This is a genomic window from Cesiribacter andamanensis AMV16, from assembly GCF_000348925.1.
GTDB lineage: Bacteria > Bacteroidota > Bacteroidia > Cytophagales > Cyclobacteriaceae > Cesiribacter > Cesiribacter andamanensis.
The window spans coordinates 1-19,064 of record NZ_AODQ01000088.1 but is presented as its reverse complement, the minus strand read 5'-3'; the positions used below and the strand labels follow the sequence as shown (position 1 = coordinate 19,064).

The following is a 19,064-nucleotide window of genomic DNA, read 5'->3' as shown; positions in this document are numbered from 1 at the left end:
GGCTATTCACTCACTGGAAAGCTTCCTATTTCCAAAGGCCATTTTCCCCTCCTGAATTAGCATGGGTAGGGGTGGTTTGTGTTCCTTCCTGTACGCCGGAAAAATCAGCCTGAGGGGCAGTCTGGAAGTAATATCCCCTATAACTACTCAGCCTCATGCCTGCTCTCCCTCAGCAGGAGAAATGGGCAGCTTATCCATAGCAGGGGGTGTCAGACTATCTCCCTGGTTCAGGGTTTCCTTTAGGCGCTGGGCCTTGTCTTTCCCGATCAATTTGGCAATTTCTTCTACAGGGGCTTCCTTGATCTTCTGCACCGAACGGAAATGCTTCAGCAGCTTGGAGGCCGTTACCTCGCCAATGCCGGAGATGTTCTCCAGCTGGCTTTCAAAGGCCGCTTTGCTGCGCTTCTGTCGGTGGTGTGTAATGGCAAAGCGGTGCGCCTCATCCCGGGCCCGCTGCAGCAGCATGAGCGATTCTGATTTTTTATCGATGTGCAGGGGGTAGGGGTCTTCCGGAAAGTAAAGCTCCTCCAGCCGCTTGGCGATGCCAATGATGGGCACCTGGCCGTAGATGCCCAGCTCTTTGAGCGCATCGGTAGCGGCGCTTAGTTGCCCCTTGCCGCCATCCACCACAATCAGGTCGGGCAGAGGCTTCTTCTCCTCCAGTAAGCGCTTGTAGCGCCTGCTAACCACCTCATGCATGGAGGCAAAGTCGTTGGGACCCTCTACGGTCTGAATGTTGTAGTGGCGGTATTCGCTTTTAGCAGGTTTGCCATTGATAAAGCACACCATGGCCGATACCGGATTGGTCCCCTGTATGTTGGAGTTGTCAAAGCATTCGATGCGCAGGGGGGGATTTTTCAGCTGCAGGTCTTTTTGCAGCTGCAGCACTACCCGGTGGGGCTTGCCTTTCTGATCCTCCACCACGCTCATGCGCTCCTTTTTGAAGAAAAGGGCATTTTTAAAGGAAAGCTCCACCAGCTTGCGCTTATCGCCAATCTTGGGCACACTGATGTGCCAGTCTTCTACCTCCAGCTCAATGGGTATATTAGAGATGATCTCCCGGGACTGGCTGTTGTAGCGGCTGCGCATCTCAATCATGACCAGCACCAGAATGTCGGCATCGCTTTCTTCCAGCTTTTTCTTCACCTCCACTGTTTTGGTAACGGTTATGGCCCCATTGATTACCTTCAGGTAATTGATAAAGGCGCACTTTTCGTCAGAGGTGATGGTAAACACATCCACATCAGCTATGTTGGGATTTACCACCAGTGATTTGGCGTGGTACTTTTCCAGCAGCTCAAACTTTTCCTTGTAGCGCTGGGCCTGCTCAAACTCCAGCCGGCCGGCAGCCTCCTGCATGCGCTCCCGGAAGTATTGCCGGGGCTGGGCCAGATTTCCCTTTAACACATGCACCACCTGCTCAATGTCGCGGTTGTAGTCCTGCTCTGACTGCAGGCCTTCGCAGGGACCTTTGCAGTTGCCAATGTGGTACTCCAGGCACACCTTGAACTTACCCTTCTGGATATTCTCTTCCGACAGGTTATACTTGCAGGTGCGGATGTGGTAGAGGCTGCGCAGCAGGTAAAACACGTTGTTCATGGCCTTTACCGAGGCAAAGGGACCATAGTAGGTGCCCAGGCCCGGCTCAAACCTGCGGATGGCAAATACCCTTGGGAAACGCTCATGCGTTACGCAGATGTAGGGGTAGCTTTTATCATCCCTGAGCAGAATGTTGTACTTAGGCTGGTTTTCCTTAATGAGGGTATTCTCCAGCAGGAGGGCCTCAAACTCGGTATTGACAATGGTGAACTCAATGTAGTGGATCTCGGATACCAGCTTACGGGTTTTTTTGTCTACCCCTGTCTGCTTGTTAAAATAGCTGCTGACCCGTTTTTTGAGGTTCTTGGCCTTGCCCACATAAATAAGGTGCCGCTCGGCATCATAATATTTATAGATGCCGGGTTCGGAGGGCAGCTGCCCGATCTGATCAGGGGTATAATAGGAAGCGTACATGCAGGGGTACCTCCAAAAAAGAAAAACTTAAACGGCTACCAGAGCAGCCGTTTAAGTTTACTAAGATTTAGGGAGAAATGTTATTTAAAAGATTTCATCCGTATTGATGGGCCGCTGGGTATTGATGCCTGTCGTATCGGGCTCGGTGGTATTTCCGTAGTAGAGCTGGTTGTAGCGCATGCAGTTGATCTCAATGCTCAGGGGCTCTTTGGGCGTTTCAAAGGTGGTACGTTTGATGTCCAGATCAGGATCGGCATAGGCCTTGAGCATAAAGTCTTCCCAGATGGGCATGGCCGTGCGGGCGCCCTGCCCGGAGAGCCAGTAGCGGAAGCGGATGGCACGGTTATCTCCCCCTACCCAGGCGCCGGCCACCAGCTCGGGCGTTACGCCCATAAACCAGCCATCGGAGGCATTTTGGGAGGTACCGGTCTTGGCGCCGATCTCCAGGTTGTGGCGCAGATCCCGGCTAAGGCCCAGGGCAGTGCCCCCGCCCAGCTCGGTACCCCCTTTGAGCATGTGCAGCATCAGGTAGGCCGTTTCTTCATTAAGCGCCTCTACGGTCTTGGGCTGTGGCTCATACAGCACATTGCCGTTCTTATCTTCAATGCGGGTAATGTAGTAGGGCTGTGTGTACACCCCCTTGTTTACAAAGGTGCTGTAAGCACCCACCATCTCCCAAACCGCACATCGCTTACCCCCAGCGAGAGGGCCAGTACCGGCTCCAGATCACTGCGAATGCCCATGCGTTTGGCCAGGGCCACTACATTTTCGGGCTTCATTTTGTGCATGATGTTGGCCGTAACCGAGTTGATGGACTTGGCCATGGCTTCCCGCAGCGTCAGGGGCTGGTATGAATATTTGCCATCGGAGTTGTTGGGCGACCAGGTAGGCGGATCGCCGCCGGTCTCATAGCTCTGCGGCACATCATACACCTGGTAGCAGGGCGAGTAGCCATTTTCGATGGCCGTAGCGTATACAAAGGGCTTAAAGGTAGAGCCCGGCTGGCGCTTGCCCTGCATTACGTGGTCAAACTTAAAGTGCTTGTGGTCAATGCCCCCTACCCAAGCTTTGATGGCGCCACTGTAGGGGTCCATGGCCATAAAGCCGGTGTGCAAAAAGCGCTTGTAGTAGCGTACTGAGTCCAGGGGCGACATCAGGGTGTCGATCTCGCCGCTGTAGTTAAAGATGCGCATGGGGCGCGGGGTTTTCATCACAATCCAGACAGAGTCTGAGTCCTGGCCGTACTTGCGTACCAGCTTGCGGAAGTGATCGCTTCGGCGGGCTTCGCTTTCAATAAAGCCTTTCAGCTCCCGGTTGTTCTCATCTACCCAGGGGTTTTGGGTGCCCCATTCCTTGTCAAACTTGGCCTGCAGCTTGCGCATATGTGCCGCCACGGCCTCTTCGGCATATTTCTGCAGGCGACTGTCAATGGAGGTATAGATCTTCAGGCCATCCTCATATACATCATAGCCGTATTCCCGTCCCCATTTGGTCAGAAAATCCTTGATTACGGAGCGGAAATAGGGGGCAGCGCCCTGGTTGTGGTTTTCCACATTGTAGCTTAGCTCCAGGGGCAGCTGCTGCAGGCTATCGGCCTCGGCTTTGGAAATGAACTGGTATTCGGCCAGCTGGCTCAGTACAATGTTGCGGCGGGTAGTGGCCCGCTCGGGGTGGTAGCGGGGGCTCAGGCGGCTGGGGGCCTGCACAATGCCGGCCAGTACGGCGGCTTCCTGCCAGTTGAGATCGTTGGGTGATTTGCCAAAAAAGGTCTGGGAGGCCACCTTTACCCCAAAGGCATTGCTGCCAAAGTCTACGGTATTGAGGTACATGGCCATGATCTCCTTTTTGGTATAGGAACGCTCCAGGCGCACAGCCAGGATCCACTCTTTGGTCTTGTTGAAGAGCATGTCCAGGTAGTAGTGGTTGCCATAGAGCTTGCCCTCATACTGCTCATCGCGGCGCAGGTTAAAGAGGTTCTTAGCCAGCTGCTGCGAGAGCGTACTACCCCCACCGGCATTCTGGCCCAGCAGCAGCGATTTTACGGCTACCCGGCCAAGGCTCACCTCGTCTATGCCGGAGTGCTCCTCAAAGCGGGCATCTTCAATGGCAATCAGGCTTTTGACCAGGTTGGGGGAGAGCTCGTCGTAAGTAGCATTTACGCGGTTTTCCCGGAAGTATTTGCCCAGCAGGGCACCATCGGCACTGTAGAGCTCACTGGCCAGGTCGCTTTCGGGATTCTCCAGCGATTTAAAGCCGGGCATGCCCCCATAGAGGCCCAGAAAGTTGATGTTAACAGAATAAATATAAAGCGGAAGCCCAACCACGATCAGCAGAAAGAACATCCAAAGTGCAATTACCAGCCCGCGCAGCACCCGTCGCTTCGTTCTCCCCTCCCGTGTGGTCTTAGTTGTCTGTTCTGTGGTTTCAGGCTTCTCTGTAATAGCCATGGCGTAATCTGAAGTAAGTTAGGCGATGATCTGCTAAGTTAATAATAGAATTTCTGGAAGAATGCTTTATAAGCGTTAACATCCCGGGTATTGTACAAGATGCTAAAATTGTCTTTTGAAATAACAAAATATTCCAAATTAGCGTTCTCAAATCCGCTCTTCAACAGACCGTTTCGCTCCAGGGCTCTAAAGTACAGCATGGCTGCCCGTTTGTTGGCGAACTGACTTACAAAAACCATGGAGCGGCCTTTGGCAAGAATGATGTTGGTGGTCTTGAGCTTGCGCGCAGCTTCTTCCTGTGCATTATAAGATTCTACGCGGCGTAAAAGTTCATTTGACCCCCCCTTGTCGGGGCTGTGCACCACAATAAAATAATGGGGCTGCTCGGCATCTTCGCTAAAGATAATAGACTCCCGCAGGGCGCTGCTTTCGCTGTAGGTATGGCTGGTTTCCAGCAGCTCCCTGGCATAGGGTACCAGCTCGCTCTCCTCGTGGCGGGCAATAAAGGTTTCGAGCCCCTGCTGATAGGCGGCAAGGCCCTGTGTCTGGCCCAGGATCAGCACCCGCAGCAGCTGCAGGTTATCGCTGAAGGCGTTGGTGGGGTGTTGCTGCAGGGCACTTTCCAGCAGGCTGTCGGCCCGGGTAAAGGCGGAGCGCTTGTAGAGCCCGTAGGCCTGGGCATACAGTTCTTTAAGGGCAGTAGTAGCCTGGTCTTCTTCCTGCTCGTAGTTGGGGTTCAGGATGGTTCGGGCATAGGTGGTAGCGGGAAAGCGGCTCACCAGCTCATCGCTGTATTGTTTGGCCCGGGCGGGGTCGCTGCTGCGGTAAAGCAGGTAGAGGTTGTAGAGCACCTCGGGCCGGTGCTCGGTTTCGGGAAAGCGGTCCAGCAGCGTGGTGTAGGTCTCAACGGTGGGGCTAAACTCTTTCAGATCAAAGTTAAAGATCTTGCCCAGGTTGTAATAGGCAGTTTCTATTTGCTGGTAAGCCTCCTGCTGCTGCTCAGGCGCCAGGGGCAGGCTTTCGATGTACTGGGTGCGGCGGGCAGCCAGTACCTCCTGCTGGTCGGCAGGGGAGTCGCCCGGGCCGGGCACGGTAGCGCGCTCAAACTCCTCCCGCGCCTGTGATTGGGTTACGGTATTGGTATTATCGCGGCCCCGCTTGCTACGGCGCCAGTTATCTTCCAGCGGGCGGTTGCCCCAATCCTTCACAAACTCGGCCTGGCCAATGCCCAGCATGGAGGGGTTGTAAAAATACCAGACGGCATTGCTGTTGCCACCGGCAGGCTGGGCAGTGCCAAAGGGATCTTGGGTGGTGTTGAAGCCGGGGCGAACATTTACCTGATTAAGGGGGGTAGCCTGGCGCCGCTGGGCCTGTTGCAGTGCCAGGGCTTCCTGCTGCACCACATCATCCAGGTAGGCCTCCAGGGCTGGGCGGTCCATGGCGGCCAGGCGCAGCAGGCTGTCCTGGGTCTGGATGGTGGTCAGCTGGGCTACCAGTTGCTCCATAATGCGCTGGCGCTGCTGCAGCTGCTCAAAATCGGGCTCATCCTGGGCAAAGGAGCTGGTGGTGCTGTCATAGTAGGCTTTGGAGAGGTGGTACTTGCCTGCATCATAGTAGAGCTCGGCCAGGCGGCGGTAGGCATAGCCCTTTTGGCGGGGGTTGTTCAGGCTGGCGGCCACACTTTTTTTATAGTTCACAAAGGCGGCATCCAGGTTGCCCTGTCGCAGCTCAAAATTGGCCAGCTCGTAATAGATCTTGTCCCGGTATTCTTTGTTTTTGCGGTCTTTGAGCAGTTTGCTGAAGTAGCGGCGCACCTGCTTTTCATCTTCGCCCCGGGCCAGGTTTACCACCTGGGCCATGTGCAGGCGGGCAAAAAAGCTCAGCTCATAATCGGGATTGCTGCGCAGCACCCGCCGGAAGTGAGGATAGGCCTTATCGGGTTGCTCCATGCCCTGGTAGAGCTGGCCCAGCATAAAATGGTATTTGGCCCGGCCATCGCGCTTGCGCATGCCGGAAACAGCCTTCTCCAGGTGGGCGGCCATTTGTTCCCACTCCTGCCGGGCCCGGTACAGATGCGCCTGCGCCAGCTGAAAATCCTGTTCGTTCTCTTTATTAAGATTTTCCTTACGCAGAAAATCGGCCACCCCCTTGGCATTGCTCAGCTGCTGGTCATCTACAAAGGTACGCATCAGGTAGATAAGTGCCTGATGGCGAGTGGGATCATCTTTGCTGGTGGTGTTTACGAATTTAAAGGTTTCTACGGCCTGCTCTACTTCCTTGCCCCAGTAGCGGGCTTTGCCAATGAGCAGGTAGCTATCATCCGACCACTTGCTTTCCTTATGGCGCTCTATGGCCAGAGAGGCCATTTTCATGGCGCTGAGCAGGTCTTCGCTGTATTGCTTGGCCTCAGTGGTATCAAGGGGGGGGTATACATACAGCAGCTGGTTGAAATTGCGCTGGTGGTTTTCCCGGATCTGTTCCTCTACGGCATCGAGCTGCTGCTGGGCCAGAAAGTAGGCATTGTAGTGGGCAGTGGTATTGTGCCAGCCCTTGTTGAAAAAGCCCGAGCCGCCCGATGAACAGGCGCTGAAAAGCACCAAAAGCGCCCCTGCCGGTAATAGCAATTTCGTTATATTTTTCTGAACGTTTAGCAAGCCGATTCCCTTTTTAATTCGATTAAACGACAATATTCTAAAATTTAGTACATCGTTTTAGTGCAATTATGCGAATCCGATAGATTTGCTTTAATTTTAAAGAATTAACATAGCAGCTTTTGAAGCCCCGCAAGACATTATCAGAGTGGTTATCTAATCGGTATTTACTGATTCTACGCAACGAGGAGAACTTCGCGGAGCGTACTACCCTTAGCTTCACCTATGCCAAAGGTATACTTTTTTGGTTGTGGTGTTTCTGATCATGCTGCTTATAAGTCTGTACCTGGTAACAACTTTATTAGCGGCCTGGCTGGATCCCCGCCATGTGGAGGTAGAGGCCAACCGTCAGCTCATAGAGCTTACCCTGGCCGTAGACTCGCTGGAGACCGAGGTGAGCCGCAAGGAAGCCTTTATACAATCGTTTCAGCGCCTTACCACCGGCGCAGTAGCACATGATACCCTGATAGCGGTTGCGCAGGATCCCCTTCCGGCAGGGGGTAAAGAAGAGGAAGATGAGGGCTATAGCCTTACTGGGGTGGATTCGCTGCTGCGGGCCGAGTTTGAAGGCAGCGGGGTAGATGAGCGCCTGTTGCTGAGCAATTCGGCCTCGGAGCTGCAGGAGATCTATTTCCTGGCGCCCATTGCCAGCGGGCTGGTGTCTTCTCCCTACAATGCAAAAATCAAGCATTTGGGCATTGACATTGTAGCCAAGCAAAATGAAGCAGTAAAGGCATCGGCCGACGGTACCATTCTGTTTGCCTCCTGGACGCAGAAAGACGGCTATGTGATGGCCATTCAGCACCGGGCCAATGTAGTAACCTTATATAAGCATAACTCGGCTCTGCTGAAAGAAGCGGGCGATTTTGTGCGGGCAGGGGAGATTGTAGCCATTATTGGCAATACCGGCGAGCTGACCACCGGCCCGCACCTGCACTTTGAGTTGTGGTACAACGGCAACCCCGTAAATCCTGAAGATTTTGTCTCATTCTAAAAATAAGTGGTGTTATGTTTAACAATAATAAGCAGGTGAAAAAAGTAACGGAAGAGCAGCTGACCAGCGCCACCAATACCATTGGCAACGGTACCAGCATTGTGGGCGATGTGGAAACCTTCGGTAACATCCGCATTGATGGCAAAGTTAAAGGAAATGTCACCACCAAAAGCAAGCTGGTGCTGGGCGATACCTCGTATATAGAAGGAGACGTACTGGCCCAGAATGCAGAGATCTACGGCGAGGTGCATGGCAGAGTGGAGGTAACCGAGCTGCTGATCCTGAAACCCACCGCCAAGATCTATGGCACCATTCTGAGCGGCAAGCTGGTAACCGACCAGGGCGCCAGCCTGAATGTAACCCAGATGCATGTGGGCGACGAGGCCAAAGCCAAGGAGATCAAGATAAACACCGGCATGAATGGAGCAGCCAAAGAAGGAATCGAACCCATCCAGCAAGTCGCAAAAGCAAAATCAGCTTAACAGCTACGTCCGCTACTCGGGCCTGGCCTTTCAGATGATGGCCGCCATAGGCCTGGCCGTATGGGGCGGCATGAAGCTGGACGCCTGGCTGGGCATGCGCTTTCCGGTGTTTCTGGTGGTGCTTACTCTAATGTCGGTAGCCGCCACCCTGATCATCACCATTAAGAGCCTGCCCAAGGACTAAAGTGGCTGAGGATCAGTTAAAAATTGAAAAAAGTAGCGGAACTTACATGCGGCTTTAGCGCTTCAGAAAGAAAGCGCTACCTTTGCATCTCAGACTAATACGTATGAACCTATACATGCAGCATGCCCTGCGCCTTGCTTTGCTGGTGGCAGGGCTTGCTATTTTCATCTGGGCCCTGGCGCCTGTGGCCCCTGTTATTCACTCCCTGATCTGGTGGATGCTGCTGTTTCTGGCAGTGCTTACGCTTGCTACCAGCCATTTTACCGTATGGGGGGCTACGCGCTTTCCCAAAAGCTTCAATGCCTTCTTCTTTATCGGCATGATTGTTCGATTTTTTGCCGCCATCATCTTTATTACGGTGGTGGTAGTAACAGGCACACAGGCAGTTCTGCTCTTTGTAGGCAACTTCTTTGTCCTGTATTTGTGTTTCCAGCTGTTTGAAATTACATCCTTAGTGACTAACTTGCGACCGCATTTGGAAAACCAGGGAAATGAAGCAAAAAAATAAGGCCCGTATTTTTTATAAGTTCTTTACAGTCAGCCTATTCGCTCTCCTTTTGGTAGGATTCTCCGGCAGCCCGGCTCGTGCAGCAGGGGGTGGCGGCGAAGGCTTTGATGCCGGCGATATGATCCTGCATCACATCTCTGATGCACATGAATGGCACTTCTGGGATGGGGCTTTTGGTACCTTATATCTTCCCGTAATTCTCTATTCTCAGGACCGCGGTCTGGAAACCTTTATGTCGTCTAACTTCTATGACGACAACCACCAGCTCACTACCTATAATGGCTACAAGCTGGAGCATGGCCACATAGCACGCCTGGATGGCGGCTCGGTGCTGGATCTGTCCATTACCAAAAATGTGGCCTCCATGCTGCTGAGTGCCCTCATCATGCTGATCGTGTTCTCCAGCATTGCCAGCCGCTACAGCAAAAAGGCCATTTCCGCTCCCCGGGGTCTGCAATCGTTTCTGGAGCCCATCATCCTGTTTGTGCGGGACGATATCGCCAGGCCCAACATCGGGCACAAGTATCGCCGCTTTATGCCCTTTCTGCTTACCCTGTTCTTCTTTATCTGGATCAATAACCTGCTGGGCCTGCTGCCTGGCGCGGCCAACGTAACCGGCAACATTGCCGTTACCCTGGTGCTGGCCGTTATTGTGTTCATCATCACTACCGTAAGCGGAACCAAAGAATACTGGGGCCACATCTTTAATACCCCCGGGGTACCCTGGTGGTTGAAAACGGTGCTGCCCATCATGCCAATTGTAGAATTCATTGGCATTTTTACAAAGCCGTTCTCCCTGATGGTGCGTTTGTTTGCCAACATTACGGCCGGCCACATCATCATTCTGAGCCTTTTTGCGCTCATCTTCATCTTCCAGAGTGTGGCGGTAAGCCCCATTAGCGTAGCCTTTGCCACCTTCATGTATTTCCTGGAGCTGTTTGTGGCCCTGCTGCAGGCCTACATCTTTACCCTGCTGGCGGCCATGTACTTTGGCGGCGCGGTAGAGGAGCACCACCATGAGGAGCACGGCAAGGTGCACGAAGAGCAGGTTGATAAAGCACTTATTTAATTTAGATAATTCATTTCGTTCACTTCAATAATTAACAATTTCCTATGTTACTCGCTCTTTTGTTAAACGTAGGCTTAGCCGTTATGGGCGCTGGAATCGGTGCCGGTCTTGTAGCGTTAGGCGCAGGTCTTGGTATCGGTCGGATCGGTGGTCAGGCCATGGAATCAATCGCTCGTCAGCCTGAGGCTGGTGGTCGTATCCAGACAGCTATGATCATTGCTGCCGCACTTATTGAGGGTGTTGCCCTTTTTGGTGTGGTAGTTTGTCTGCTGATTGCCCTTAACGTAGCAGGTATTGCTGCCTAAAGAAATTGCCGGAGCCAGCAGTAGGCTGGTTCCGGTTATTTTATCTTTTTAACCTGAGAAGCGAAAACGAGCGGAAACGAAACGAAATTACCTCTTAAACAATGGAATTAGTAAATCCTGGCATAGGCCTTATTATCTGGACAGCCATTACCTTTATTGTAGTGCTGTTGTTGCTGCGTACGTTTGCCTGGAAGCCCATTCTGGAAGGCCTGCGTCAGCGTGAGGACTTTATCGACGAATCCATTCGGGCTGCCGAGACCGCCAAGGCGGAAATGGCCAACCTGAAAGCAGAGAACGAGCGCCTCATTGACGAAGCGCGTGCCGAGCGGGAGCGCATTATCCGCGAAGCCAACGTAGCGGCCAAAAACCTGATTGAAGAAGCAAAAGGAGAGGCCCAAAAGCAGGCACAACGCCAGCTGGAGGAAGCCCGCATTGCCATCAATACCGAAAAACAGGCGGCCATGGCCGATGTGAAACGCCAGGTAGCCCTGCTGTCGCTGGATATAGCCGAGAAGCTGCTGCGCAAGGAGCTAAGCAACGAAGCCGCCCAGAAAGCACTGGTGCAGGATTATGTAAGTGAACTGAAGGTTAATTAATCTCCATGGCAGCAGAAAGCAGAGTAGCGTCCCGGTATGCGAAATCCTTGCTGGATTTGGCCGTAGAAAGAGGGGAACTGGAAGCCGTACAGCAGGACATGCAGTTGCTGCATACCACCATTCGGCAAAACCGCCAGTTTGAACTTCTTTTAACCAACCCCATTATCCGCAGTGATAAGAAAAAAGCGGTACTAACGGCTTTGTTCAGGGGCAAGATCAGCCTGATGACCGGTAAATTCCTGGAGATCATCAGCAACAAGAACCGGGAAGACGTACTTCCCGGCATTGCGGCTGAGTTCCTTCGCCAGTACCGCAGCTACAAAGGCATTACCCGGGCGCAGGTGATCACCACCTTCCCGCTTAGCCCCGAGCTACGCAGCCGCTTTATGGCCATTGTGGCGGAGATTACCGGCAACCAGGTAGAGCTGGAAGAAAAGATCGACAAAGACCTGATCGGGGGCTATGTATTGCGCATCGGCGACCGCCAGATTGATGAAAGTCTGAAGTCTAAACTTGAAGAGCTGGAAGCTGAGTTTAGCAAAAACCCGTACGAAAAAGCATTTTAAACAGGCATCCCTGTTAAGGGGTGTGTATATAAACCTAGATTAAAAACCTTACCACATGGCAGAAGTAAGACCAGACGAGGTTTCGGCAATATTAAGAGAACAGCTCTCGGGATTCAGAACCGAGGCCGAGCTTGAAGAAGTAGGCACCGTATTGCAGGTTGGCGACGGTGTTGCCCGAATTTATGGACTATCCCAGGCCCAATCCGGTGAGCTGCTGGAGTTCCCTGCCGGCGTTACGGGTATGGTGCTTAACCTGGAAGAAGATAACGTAGGTGCCGTACTGTTGGGCGACTACAACAAGATCCGCGAGGGAGATACCGTAAAAAGAACCGGCCGCATTGCCGCCATCAACATTGGTGATGGCATGGTGGGTCGCGTGGTAGATACCCTGGGTAATCCCATTGACGGCAAAGGTCCGCTCAAAGGCGAGCTGTATGAGATGCCCCTGGAGCGCAAAGCGCCCGGTGTAATCTACCGCCAGCCGGTAAATGAGCCCCTGCAAACCGGTATCAAGGCCATTGACGCCATGATTCCCATTGGCCGCGGCCAGCGCGAACTGATCATCGGCGACCGCCAGACGGGTAAAACCGCGGTGGTAATCGACACCATCATTAACCAGCGCGAATTCTACGAAAAAGGCGAGCCCGTATACTGTATCTATGTAGCCTGCGGTCAGAAAGCCTCTACCGTAGCCCAGGTGGTAGCGGCTCTAGAAAAAGGCGGCGCCATGGACTATACCGTAGTAGTATCGGCCTCTGCTGCTGACCCCTCACCCATGCAGTTCTTTGCCCCCTTTACCGGTGCGGCCATTGGTGAGTTCTTCCGCGACACCGGCCGTCCGGCCCTGGTAATCTATGACGACCTTTCCAAGCAGGCTGTAGCCTACCGCGAAGTATCGCTGCTGCTGCGCCGTCCTCCCGGACGGGAAGCCTATCCAGGTGATGTATTCTACCTGCACAGCCGCCTGCTGGAGCGTGCTGCCAAGATCAACAGCTCCGATGAACTGGCCCAGCAGATGAACGACCTGCCCGACTCTATCCGTCACCTGGTGAAGGGTGGAGGATCGCTTACGGCCCTTCCCATCATTGAAACACAGGCGGGCGACGTATCGGCCTATATTCCTACCAACGTGATCTCGATCACCGATGGACAGATCTTCCTGGAGACCAACCTGTTCAACGCCGGTATCCGTCCGGCCATTAACGTAGGTATCTCGGTATCACGCGTGGGTGGTTCGGCGCAGATCAAGCCCATGAAGAAGGTAGCTGGTACCCTTAAGCTGGACCAGGCCCAGTTCCGCGAACTAGAGGCCTTTGCCAAATTTGGTTCTGACCTGGATGCCGCTACCAAGCGTACCATTGACCGGGGCCGTGCCAACCAGGAGATCCTGAAGCAGGCGCAGTACTCGCCAGTGCCCGTAGAAGAGCAGGTGGCCATCATCTTTGCCTCTACCAAGGGCCTGCTGGACAAAGTGCCTGTAGAGCACGTGAAGGAATTTGAAAAGGAGTACCTGAGCCTGCTGCGCGCGCAGCACCGCGCTACCCTGGATAAGATCCGCGGGGGCGCCTACTCTGATGAGATCACCGACACCCTTACGCAGGTAGCTCGGGAAGTTGCCAAACGTTTAGCCTAATCTAGCTTGACATAACCCCCTTAGCCAGCCGCTAAGGGGGTCTTTTAAAACCGCAAGCATGCCTAACTTAAAGGAAGTAAAAAACCGGATTGTTTCTGTAACCTCTACGCAGCAGATCACCAAAGCCATGAAAATGGTGGCGGCCGCCAAGTTGCGCCGGGCGCAGGAATCCATCATGCAGATGCGCCCCTATGCGCAGAAGCTGAATGAGATCCTGCAAAACGTATCTACCGCCCAGGTAGAGACCCCCTATGCCGAGCAGCGGGAGGTTCAGAATATTCTTGTGATCGCTGTTACGGCAGACCGGGGCCTGAGTGGTGCCTTCAATACCAACATCTTCCGCCGTGTACGCATCATGCTGGAAGAAGAGCTGAGCAGCTACCAGGCAAAGGGTACTCTGGAGATCATGCCCATAGGTAAAAAAGGGGTGGATTTCTTCAAGCGCAGAGAGGTACGGACGGATAACAGCTTTGGCACTCTGTTTAGCCGCCTGAGCTTTGATGAAGCCCGTGCCGTTGCCGAACATGCCATGCAGGGTTTTGTAGAAGGCCGCTACGATAAGGTGCTGGTGGTTTACAACGAGTTTAAGAACGTTGCTACCCAGATAGTACGCACCGAGCAGCTGCTGCCCATCGTACCAGCTGAGCCAACTACTGATGCGCCCATCTCCAACATCGATTACATCTTTGAGCCTACCAAGGAAGAGATTGTAACCGAGCTGATCCCAAAATCCATTAAGGTGCAGTTCTACAAAATGCTGCTGGAGTCCAGAGCATCAGAAGAAGGCGCCCGGATGACGGCCATGGACAAAGCCACCGACAATGCCGGTGAGCTCCTCAAGGAGCTGAAGCTGATGTACAACCGTACCCGCCAGGCAGCCATTACCAAAGAGATCCTCGAAATTGTGGGCGGTGCCGAAGCACTTGCCAAGGGCTAAGCCCCTACACTGTCTACGATACCAAGCCCGTACAAGCGTACGGGCTTTTTTCATTTTTTAAGTCCATCGATTGACCCTATAAGGAGACAAACCACCAGCGCATCTCATACTGTGAAAGACCTGCTGCGCGTGTTTGCGAGGCAGCTACGCTAGTCTTTAGTAGGGAGCTCCATAGGAGTTCATAAGGCCGCACCACAGACCCTGGAAACTTACCCGAGTTTATAAGGTAATTTGGTATAATGAGTAATAAGCCTCCTTTAGCTGGTTCTTCGCTGGTTCGGGCATGTTGCTCGGACCTCCTCGGGCAATCCTAAAAACCAACATCGCACGTAATAAGCGGCACTAGTTTACAGGAGCGAAGTAGCGGTGAAACCTGCTTTTTCACAGAGCGCAGAAACCTGATCGGGTAGGGCTACCGTACAGCAACATGATCTGATGGTACCCCATAACCTTTCCTATAGGGGGTACGTATAGGAATTTGCACTCCCCTTCAACCATTCCTAGTATTTCCTATCTAGCTGCGGCCCGGGGCTGCAGTTCACATACCTATTCTACTAATACGAGAAACGCATGAAACCCTACAGATATACTATGTCTATTGTGCTGCTGCTGGCACTGGCCCTATGCACTGCAGCCTGTGAGTCGGGAACGGGCGCAAGCAGAGGCATGTTTGCCGGCTTGTTTGGCAGCAGATTTGATGTGGATGAGCTTAATGTAGCCCTGGCGGAAGAGCTTTCCGACAGTACCAGGATGCTACAGAACCTGAAAGATCTGGAGTTGAACGACGATCAGCAGGAACACTTTAAGAAATTCTACCGGCAGCGGGATTATCAGACCGCCTGGGTCACCAGCCGGGGGCTCAACAAACAGGGTGAAGCCCTGCTGGAAGCTATTGATAAGGCCGGTGACGATGGCCTTAACAGTGAAGATTACAAGCTGCAATACCTGCAGCACTCCAAAAAACGAGTAGAAAAAGAAAAAGAGGTGGCTCTGGAAGAGGTGACCAAGCTGGACAAGGAGCTAACCGCCGCCTACCTGAAACTGGCCTCTCATAAGCTTAAGGGCAGAGTAAACCCCGAGCGCCTGGATGCGCTCTGGAAAACCAACCGGCGCAGCAAAGACCTGGCCAGGCACCTGCAGAATGCGCTGGATAGGGGCTCGATTGCCGAATCGCTGCAAGAGCTGGAGCCCCAGGACCCCCAGTACACTGCCCTCAAAAAAGCCTATAACAACTACCGCCAGCTGCTGGAAGAAAAAGGCGAATGGCCTCAGCTACCCGCTGATCTCACCATTAAAGCTGGCGATAGCAGCAAGTATGTAGCTACCCTGCGCGAACGCTTATCAGCCGATGGTTATTTTAAAACCCCTGCTCCGGACAGCCTGCAGCAGGTCTACGACAGCACCCTGGTACAGGCGGTGATGACCTATCAGGACATTAATGGCCTGGAGCCTGATGGGGTAGTGGGCGGCGAAACACTTGCCATGCTAAACACCCCCCTGAAAGAGCGCATCAACCAGCTGCAGCTAAACCTGGAGCGCATCCGCTGGAGCCCGGAAAAACCAGAAGGTAAATACCTGCTGGTAAATGTGCCTCAATACAAGCTTTATATTTTCAATGGCAACAAAAAAGATATGGAAATGCGGGTGATTGTGGGCGAGGCCTACAAATCAAATACCCCTATCTTTAACGATACCCTGCAGTACATTGCCTTTAGCCCTACCTGGACGGTGCCCAACAGCATTGCCACGCAGGAAATGCTGCCCAAACTACAGAAAGACCCCAGCTGGCTAAGCCGCAACAATTTTGTGCTCTACGAGGGCTGGAGCGAGAATGCCCCCGAACTGAACCCCCGCTCCATTAACTGGAACAAGGTATCGGCCGATAATTTTCCCTACCGCATTGTGCAGCAGCCGGGCAAAAGCAACGCCCTGGGCCATATGAAGTTCATGTTCCCCAATGATATGGACATCTACCTGCACGATACCCCTACGGAGTCACTCTTTCAGCGGGCCGAGCGAGACTTTAGCCATGGTTGTGTACGGGTAGAAAAACCCATAGATCTGGCTGTGTACCTGCTGCAGGACGAAGGCTGGGATGCAGCCAAGGTACAGGAACACATGAACCTGCCTACTCCTGAAAATGTGGTACTGGAAGAAAAACTGCCCATTTTTATCGATTACCGTACCGCCTGGGTAGATGATGAGGGACATGTTACGTTTGCCAAAGACATTTATGGGCACGACAAGAAGCAGATGAACCGCTTTGAAGAGTTGCTGGCAACCAACTAACATAAAAGAACCTATCCGGTATAAGCACCTGCAATCTTATTTGCGGGTGCTTTTTTTTGCACTTACTGCCCCTAAAAATTGTTTTCCAGTGGAAAATAGGATAAGTTTTTACGCATTAACTACCCCTACGTGGCCAAATTAAAATCAAGCTATTTCTGCCAGAATTGCGGGGCACAGTCGCCCAAGTGGATCGGCAAGTGCCCCTCCTGCAACCAGTGGAATACCTACGTTGAAGAGATCGTTCAGAAAGAAGATAAAGCCGCCAAAAGCTGGCGCCCTGCCCGGGAGGGAGCTGCCGGCTTCATCCGCCTGAACCAGCCCCAGCCCATTACGGCCATTCAGCCCCGTGCCGAAGAGCGCTTTCATACCGAAGATGGGGAGCTGAACCGGGTGCTGGGCGGCGGCATAGTGCCCGGCTCGCTGGTGCTGATCGGCGGAGAGCCCGGCATTGGCAAATCCACCCTGATGCTGCAGATCGCCACGGCCATGAAGCAGCTGAAGGTGCTCTATGTAAGCGGCGAGGAAAGCGAGCAGCAGATCAAAATGCGCGCCGACCGCATGCAGCGTAACAGCCCCAGCTGCTACATCTTATCGGAGACCAATCTGGAGAATATTTTTGTACAGATTGAGGAGATGCAGCCCGAGCTGGTGATCATCGATTCCATACAGACCCTGCATACTGCCCGGGTAGAATCGGCGGCCGGCAGCGTATCGCAGGTGCGGGAAAGTACCGGAGAGCTCATGCGCTTTGCCAAGGAGAGCCATGTGCCCGTGTTCCTGATTGGCCACATTACCAAAGAGGGATCGCTGGCCGGCCCCAAGGTGCTCGAGCATATGGTGGATACAGTGCTGCAGTTTGAGGGCGACCGCCACATGAGCTACCGCATTTTGCGCACCATCAAAAACCGCTTTGGCTCTACCTCCGAGCTGGGCATTTATGAGATGACCGGCGATGGCCTGCGGGAAGTGAGCAACCCTTCCGAGATCCTGATCTCCCAGCGGGAGGAAGACCTGGCCGGCGTAACTATCGGCGCCATGCTGGAGGGCAACCGCCCCCTGATGATCGAGATCCAGAGCCTGGTGAGCCCGGCTACCTACGGCACCCCCCAGCGCAGCAGCACCGGCTATGATGCCAAGCGGCTGCAGATGCTGCTGGCAGTGCTGGAAAAGCGGGGCGGCTTCCGGCTGGGCATCCATGATGTGTTCCTCAACATAGCCGGCGGCCTTAAGGTAGAAGATCCCGCCATTGACCTGGCCGTGTGCGCCTCGCTTATCTCTTCCCTTAAAGATGTATCCATCAGCGGACGCATAGCCTTTGCCGCCGAGGTAGGCCTGGGCGGGGAGGTGCGGGCCGTCAACCGCATCGAAAACCGCATCAGCGAAGCCGAAAAGCTGGGCTTTGATGAGATCTTTATCAGCAAGTTCAATAAAAAAGGCCTGGACCTGAAAGGGGTGAAGATGAAGGTGCATGCCGTAAGCAAGCTGGAGGAGGTGTTCCGGCTGCTGCTGTAGCTGGTAGTTTTATCCTATATCCCATATGGCAGCGCCTTTTACGGAGGCTTTGGCCTGAAGACCAGAATCAAAACAAGCAGGTAGCTACGGATGCCTGCTTTTTTTATAAAAAATATGTAAAGTATAGTTTACATTAGGTAAAAAATAGTTTACTTAGTGACATAATTATTTTACATTATGAAACATGTATTTTTACTGCCTGCCCGGCTGAGAGCTGTTGGCTGGCTGCTGCTGGTGCCTGCCCTGGTGTTAGGCTGGGAGGTCATGTTCTCAGATCTGGAGTTTACCTTTTTGGATGTTACACTTCGGGAAAAAGAAGCTGAAGAAGGTATCGGGGGCCTTTTTGGGCCTGCTGCGGTAGAAAACTTCACCAATGAGCTGGCGGCATTGCTCCTGCTGGTAGCACTGTTCTTTATTGGCTTTGCGCGGCTTAAGATTGAAGATGAGTACACCTGGAAGCTCCGGCTGGATGCCCTGCTCTGGGGGGTATATGTCTATTATATACTGGTGTTGCTCACCCTGTTTATGTTCTATGGTGAAGATTACTTTACCGTAATGGTATTGAACCTGTTTACCCCACTGGTCATCTACATTCTGCGCTTCTACTACTTACTGAAAACCCAATGAAAAACTCCATAAAAGTAGAGCGGGCCCGGCATGACCTTACCCAGGAGGCCCTGGCCGAACGTCTGGGGGTGTCCCGGCAAACCATCAATTCGATGGAGAAGGGCAAGTATGTACCCTCTACCGTACTGGCCCTGAAGCTGGCAGATGTATTTGGTGTAGGGGTAGAGGCACTGTTTGCCCTGGAGGAGAGCGACTGGCAGAAGGGCTAGAGCTGCGGCCTAGAGCGTAATGGCGTAGTAGTACAGCGCCAC

The 19,064-nt window shown here is 53.2% G+C and carries 18 protein-coding genes; 14 read left to right on the top strand and 4 right to left on the bottom strand.

Going from position 1 to position 19,064, the window contains the following annotated elements; translation table 11 throughout:
* Positions 1–153 precede the first annotated feature (153 nt).
* The 4 genes from uvrC to porW all read right to left on the bottom strand — a co-directional run bounded on the left by uvrC (position 154) and on the right by porW (position 7,084).
* Positions 154–2,013: an excinuclease ABC subunit UvrC gene (gene uvrC / locus ADICEAN_RS14820; protein WP_009196444.1), complete on the bottom strand. Its 1,860-nt coding sequence runs from the start codon at positions 2,011–2,013 to the stop codon at positions 154–156.
* Positions 2,014–2,097: 84 nt separating this feature from the next.
* Positions 2,098–2,685, bottom strand: coding sequence for a penicillin-binding transpeptidase domain-containing protein (locus tag ADICEAN_RS23590; protein ID WP_009196443.1), 588 nt, complete (start codon positions 2,683–2,685; stop codon positions 2,098–2,100).
* Positions 2,658–4,460 carry a transglycosylase domain-containing protein gene (locus tag ADICEAN_RS14815; RefSeq protein WP_009196442.1) on the bottom strand — a complete coding sequence of 601 codons (1,803 nt, stop codon included), beginning with the start codon at positions 4,458–4,460 and terminating at the stop codon, positions 2,658–2,660. The genes ADICEAN_RS23590 and ADICEAN_RS14815 overlap by 28 nt, the downstream gene beginning before the upstream one ends.
* 38 nt (positions 4,461–4,498) lie before the next feature.
* Entirely contained in the window at positions 4,499–7,084 is a 2,586-nt protein-coding gene (porW, locus tag ADICEAN_RS14810; RefSeq protein ID WP_161622717.1) for a type IX secretion system periplasmic lipoprotein PorW/SprE, read from the bottom strand.
* A gap of 292 nt (positions 7,085–7,376) precedes the next feature.
* Between porW and ADICEAN_RS14805 the strand changes: the two genes are divergently transcribed.
* The 14 genes from ADICEAN_RS14805 (at position 7,377) to ADICEAN_RS14740 (ending at position 19,022) form a co-directional block, all read left to right on the top strand.
* Complete coding sequence (locus ADICEAN_RS14805; protein WP_009196440.1) at positions 7,377–8,105, top strand: M23 family metallopeptidase; 729 nt, start codon at positions 7,377–7,379, stop codon at positions 8,103–8,105.
* 14 nt (positions 8,106–8,119) lie between these two features.
* Positions 8,120–8,587 (top strand): bactofilin family protein, encoded by a 468-nt coding sequence (locus ADICEAN_RS14800; protein WP_009196439.1) that lies wholly within the window; start codon positions 8,120–8,122, stop codon positions 8,585–8,587.
* Positions 8,526–8,771 carry an AtpZ/AtpI family protein gene (locus tag ADICEAN_RS14795; protein ID WP_009196438.1) on the top strand — a complete coding sequence of 82 codons (246 nt, stop codon included), beginning with the start codon at positions 8,526–8,528 and terminating at the stop codon, positions 8,769–8,771. Before ADICEAN_RS14800 ends, ADICEAN_RS14795 begins: the two co-directional genes overlap by 62 nt.
* Positions 8,772–8,874: 103 nt before the next feature.
* Complete coding sequence (locus ADICEAN_RS21405) at positions 8,875–9,279, top strand: hypothetical protein (protein WP_009196437.1); 405 nt, start codon at positions 8,875–8,877, stop codon at positions 9,277–9,279.
* Entirely contained in the window at positions 9,263–10,348 is a 1,086-nt protein-coding gene (atpB, locus tag ADICEAN_RS14785; RefSeq protein ID WP_009196436.1) for a F0F1 ATP synthase subunit A, read from the top strand. The genes ADICEAN_RS21405 and atpB overlap by 17 nt, the downstream gene beginning before the upstream one ends.
* 44 nt (positions 10,349–10,392) lie before the next feature.
* Positions 10,393–10,653 carry an ATP synthase F0 subunit C gene (gene atpE, locus ADICEAN_RS14780; protein ID WP_040397411.1) on the top strand — a complete coding sequence of 87 codons (261 nt, stop codon included), beginning with the start codon at positions 10,393–10,395 and terminating at the stop codon, positions 10,651–10,653.
* A gap of 101 nt (positions 10,654–10,754) precedes the next feature.
* Positions 10,755–11,249: a F0F1 ATP synthase subunit B gene (gene atpF / locus ADICEAN_RS14775; RefSeq protein WP_009196435.1), complete on the top strand. Its 495-nt coding sequence runs from the start codon at positions 10,755–10,757 to the stop codon at positions 11,247–11,249.
* A gap of 5 nt (positions 11,250–11,254) precedes the next feature.
* Positions 11,255–11,815 (top strand): ATP synthase F1 subunit delta, encoded by a 561-nt coding sequence (gene atpH, locus ADICEAN_RS14770; RefSeq protein ID WP_009196434.1) that lies wholly within the window; start codon positions 11,255–11,257, stop codon positions 11,813–11,815.
* Between the two features lie 55 nt (positions 11,816–11,870).
* Complete coding sequence (gene atpA, locus ADICEAN_RS14765; protein ID WP_009196433.1) at positions 11,871–13,448, top strand: F0F1 ATP synthase subunit alpha; 1,578 nt, start codon at positions 11,871–11,873, stop codon at positions 13,446–13,448.
* Between the two features lie 58 nt (positions 13,449–13,506).
* On the top strand, positions 13,507–14,385 hold the full coding sequence (atpG, locus tag ADICEAN_RS14760; protein ID WP_009196432.1) for an ATP synthase F1 subunit gamma: 879 nt from the start codon (positions 13,507–13,509) through the stop codon (positions 14,383–14,385).
* Positions 14,386–14,955: 570 nt separating this feature from the next.
* Positions 14,956–16,674 (top strand): L,D-transpeptidase family protein, encoded by a 1,719-nt coding sequence (locus ADICEAN_RS14755; RefSeq protein WP_152426452.1) that lies wholly within the window; start codon positions 14,956–14,958, stop codon positions 16,672–16,674.
* Positions 16,675–16,803: 129 nt separating this feature from the next.
* Positions 16,804–18,186, top strand: coding sequence for a DNA repair protein RadA (gene radA / locus ADICEAN_RS14750; RefSeq protein ID WP_009196430.1), 1,383 nt, complete (start codon positions 16,804–16,806; stop codon positions 18,184–18,186).
* Positions 18,187–18,363: 177 nt separating this feature from the next.
* Positions 18,364–18,813 (top strand): hypothetical protein, encoded by a 450-nt coding sequence (locus ADICEAN_RS14745; protein WP_009196429.1) that lies wholly within the window; start codon positions 18,364–18,366, stop codon positions 18,811–18,813.
* A complete protein-coding gene (locus ADICEAN_RS14740; RefSeq protein WP_009196428.1) occupies positions 18,810–19,022 on the top strand; it encodes a helix-turn-helix transcriptional regulator in 213 nt (70 codons plus the stop codon). The genes ADICEAN_RS14745 and ADICEAN_RS14740 overlap by 4 nt, the downstream gene beginning before the upstream one ends.
* Positions 19,023–19,064 lie beyond the last annotated feature (42 nt).